Origin of the sequence: Pseudomonas sp. GL-RE-29, assembly GCF_019947275.1 — a bacterium.
Taxonomy (GTDB): Bacteria; Pseudomonadota; Gammaproteobacteria; order Pseudomonadales; family Pseudomonadaceae; genus Aquipseudomonas; species Aquipseudomonas fluorescens_A.
This window is the reverse complement of record NZ_JAGYGD010000073.1, coordinates 1-3,571: the sequence shown is the minus strand read 5'-3', so window position 1 is coordinate 3,571 and position 3,571 is coordinate 1. Positions and strand designations below refer to the sequence as shown.

Annotated in this window: 3 protein-coding genes and 1 pseudogene; 3 read left to right on the top strand and 1 reads right to left on the bottom strand. The window is 60.7% G+C overall.

Annotated features, from left to right (window positions below; all coding sequences use genetic code 11):
* Positions 1-182: 182 nt before the first annotated feature.
* Positions 183-974, bottom strand: a complete 792-nt coding sequence (locus KGB21_RS29245; protein WP_223507537.1) for a dienelactone hydrolase family protein — start codon at positions 972-974, stop codon at positions 183-185.
* 142 nt (positions 975-1,116) lie between these two features.
* Here KGB21_RS29245 and KGB21_RS29240 point away from each other — a divergent pair.
* The 3 genes and pseudogenes from KGB21_RS29240 to KGB21_RS29230 all read left to right on the top strand — a co-directional run.
* Positions 1,117-1,446 (top strand): annotated as a pseudogene (locus KGB21_RS29240) (hypothetical protein); the annotation flags it as partial.
* Between the two features lie 64 nt (positions 1,447-1,510).
* Positions 1,511-2,188 (top strand): response regulator, encoded by a 678-nt coding sequence (locus KGB21_RS29235; protein ID WP_034146140.1) that lies wholly within the window; start codon positions 1,511-1,513, stop codon positions 2,186-2,188.
* Positions 2,185-3,531, top strand: coding sequence for an ATP-binding protein (locus tag KGB21_RS29230; RefSeq protein WP_223507536.1), 1,347 nt, complete (start codon positions 2,185-2,187; stop codon positions 3,529-3,531). Before KGB21_RS29235 ends, KGB21_RS29230 begins: the two co-directional genes overlap by 4 nt.
* The last annotated feature ends 40 nt before the right edge of the window (positions 3,532-3,571 follow it).

Genomic DNA, 3,571 nt, shown 5'->3' with positions numbered 1-3,571 from the left:
GAATTCATGTGGGGCATTTTGCCGGGTTGCCTTGTAGCTGGGTAGTGGTGACTGGCTATTGTGGCGAGGAAGCTTGCTCCCGCTGGGCCGCGAAGCGGCCCCAAATCCGGCGAACGCTTTTGCAGGGCTTGCGACTGCTGCGCAGCCGAGCAAAAGCAAGCTCCCTCGCCACAAGGGTACTGCTAGCTAAAGATCTTCTTGAGAAACGCCTGCATATCCGCCCACGACTTTTCATCGGCGGCCTTGTTGTAACCGATGTCCGGCCCACCATGATCGCCATGACCCAAGCGATCGGCATCAGGATTGCTGAAGCCGTGCTTGGCGCCATCGAGGCTGACGAATTGGTAATCGGCGCCGGCCTTGTCCATTTCGGCCTTGAAGGCCGCGACGTTATCCGCTGTCACCATACTGTCCTGCGCGCCATGCTCGACCAGGATTTTCGCTTTCACCTTGCCGGGCGTCGCGGGTGTAGTGGTCGCGAGCGCGCCGTGAAAGCTCACCACGCCGGCCAGTGGCACACCTTGACGTGCCGCATTCAGCACCACGGCGCCACCGAAGCAGTAACCAATGGCGGCGATTTTATTCGGGTCGGTTTGCGCCTGACTCTTCAGCAATTCCAGCCCGGCCTGAAACCGCGCATTGGACGCAGAACTGTCTTTCAGTGCAGCTTGCATGAACGCCATGGCGTCCTTGGGATGTTCGGTGTTCTTGCCATCGCCATACATGTCGATGGCCAAAGCGCTGTAGCCCAGACCGGCGAGGTCGCGGGCGCGGCGCTTCGTGTAGTCGTTGAGCCCCCACCATTCATGCACCACCACGACACCGGGGCGTTTGCCTTGGATGGCATCGTCGTAGGCGTAGTAGCCGACCAACTTCGTGCCGTCGGCACTTTGGTAGGGGATTTCCTGGGTCTTGATGGCGGCCTGACTCAGCCCGCTCAAGGCCAGCAAGAGGACAGCGAGGAACATGCGCATGGTCGAATCTCCTGTTCAAACATGGAAACACTCGGGTCGAGTTGATTCAGCTTAGGTTCAGTCTGCGTTCAGGGGGAGTTCAGGGCGGGGTGGGTAATCTTGCCCGTACCCAAAAAGCGAACAGCGCATGAGGAAACTCCCTATGACTGGCTTTAAAAATCTGCTTCTGGCGTTCACCGTTCTGGGCGCCAGTGCTGCCGCCCATGCTGCCGACGATAACTTCGCCAGCCTTACCTTGGGAGAGACCGGCGGCAAGGTCAAAAAGTCCCGTGTGCTGAGCCGTTCAAGCGTTGACGTTGTGCCGGGTAGCAGCAGTGCCTGGGGCGCGAGTCTGGGTCAACAAAACAACCAGTCCGGTTATTACGCCACCTACGCCGATGTGTCGGTCTCGCACAATGGCATTAAACTTCGCCACGAGGATCTCATGGGCCGCTACGATTTGTCTTATCCAGTGGGTATCAGCAGGCCGTTGTCATGTTAGCCAGCGAGGTGCAAGTTTGTACCTCTGGAGATGTTGATTTGCCCGGGAGCGCGTTATGAAATTGCTGGTTGTCGAAGATGAAGCGCTGTTGCGCCATCACCTGCAAACCCGCCTGACTGACAGCGGCCACGTGGTCGAGTCGGTGGCCAATGCCGAGGAGGCGTTGTATCAGACCGAGCAGTTCAACCATGACCTGGCGGTGATCGACCTCGGCCTGCCGGGCATGGGCGGCCTCGACCTGATCCGCCAGCTGCGCTCGCGGGGCAAGACTTTTCCGATCCTGATTCTCACCGCGCGCGGCAACTGGCAGGACAAGGTCGAAGGCCTCGCCGCCGGGGCCGACGATTACGTGGTCAAGCCGTTCCAGTTCGAGGAACTGGACGCTCGGCTGAATGCCTTGCTGCGCCGCTCCAGCGGATTCACCCAGTCGACCATCGTCGCCGGGCCGTTATTGCTCGATCTCAATCGCAAGCAGGCGACCCTCGACGAGCAGCCGCTGGCGCTGACCGCCTATGAATACCGCATCCTCGAATACCTGATGCGTCATCACCAGCAAGTGGTGGCGAAAGATCGCCTCATGGAACAGCTGTACCCGGACGACGACGAGCGCGATCCGAACGTGATCGAAGTGCTGGTCGGCCGCCTGCGCCGCAAACTCGAAGGCCCGGCCGGGTTCAAACCGATCGACACCGTGCGTGGCCTCGGCTACCTGTTCAATGAGCGCTGCACTTGATTCGTTCCCTTCGTGTCCGTTTGATGCTCGCCGCCACTCTGCTGGCGGTGTTGTTCATGCTGGCGTTGTTGCCGGCGATGCAGGGCGCGTTCAGCCTCGCGTTGCAGGATTCCATCGAGCAGCGCCTGGCGTCGGACGTCACCACGCTGATCTCCGCCGCGCGGGTGGAGAACAACCACTTGCAGATGCCGGCGCAATTGCCCGACGAGCGCTTCAATCTCTCCGACTTCCGCCTGCTCGGTTACATTTACGACCGCGAAGGTCATCTGGTCTGGCGTTCGAAGGCCACCCAGGAAGAGAACCTCAACTACACGCCGCGTTACGACGGACGCGGGAACGAATTCGCGCGGATTCGCCAGGCCAATGGCGAAGAGTTTTTCGTCTACGACGTCGAAATCAAGCTGCTGGGTGGCAAAAGTGCGGCGTTCAGCATCGTCGCGCTGCAACCGGTGCGCGAGTACGAAGTCACCCTCGAAGGCCTGCGGGAAAACCTCTACCTGGGCTTCGGCGCCGCGTTGCTGGTGCTGCTGGCGTTGCTGTGGATTGGCCTGACCTGGGGCTTGCGGGCGTTGCGCCGGCTGAGTCAGGAGCTGGATGAAATCGAAGGCGGTTCCCGCGAAAGCCTCAGCGAACAACACCCGCGCGAACTGCTGCGCCTGACCGGCTCGCTGAACCGCTTGCTGCACAGTGAACGCGAGCAACGCAGCCGTTACCGCGATTCCCTGGACGATCTGGCCCACAGCCTGAAAACCCCGTTGGCGGTGCTGCAAGGCGTCAGCGAGGACATGGCGCAACGGCCTGAAAATCGCGATCAGGCCTGGGTCCTGCAGACCCAGATCGAGCGCATGAGCCAGCAGATCAGCTATCAATTGCAACGCGCCAGCCTGCGCAAAAGCGGACTGGTGCGGCATCAGGTGCGGCTGCGACCGGTGCTGAAAAGTCTTTGCGACACGCTGGACAAGGTCTACCGCGACAAACGCGTAAAGGTCGCCTTCGATTTGCCGGAAGCCTGCTACGTGCCAATCGAGCAGGGCGCTTTGCTGGAAATGCTCGGCAACCTGCTGGAGAACGCTTATCGCCTGTGCCTGGGCGAAGTGCGCATCAGCGCGCGTCAGACGATGGGCGGCATTGAGTTGTGCGTCGAGGACGACGGCCCCGGCGTACCAGCGGATCAGCGTGCGCGCATCCTGCAGCGTGGCGAACGCCTGGATCGCCAGCATCCGGGGCAGGGTATTGGCCTGGCGGTGGTGAAAGACATCATCGAAAGCTACAGCGCCAAACTGACCCTGGGTGATTCACCGTTGGGCGGGGCGGCGTTCAGGATCCATTTTCCGGTGATTTGATCCTTTCTTGTAGGAGCCGGCTTGCTGGCGATGGCGATTG

Excerpts from the sequence above, each read along its gene's own strand:
- KGB21_RS29245 (WP_223507537.1), bottom strand. The coding sequence starts at position 974 with ATGCGCATGTTCCTCGCTGTCCTCTTGCTGGCCTTGAGCGGGCTGAGT.
- KGB21_RS29235 (WP_034146140.1), top strand. The coding sequence starts at position 1,511 with ATGAAATTGCTGGTTGTCGAAGATGAAGCGCTGTTGCGCCATCACCTG.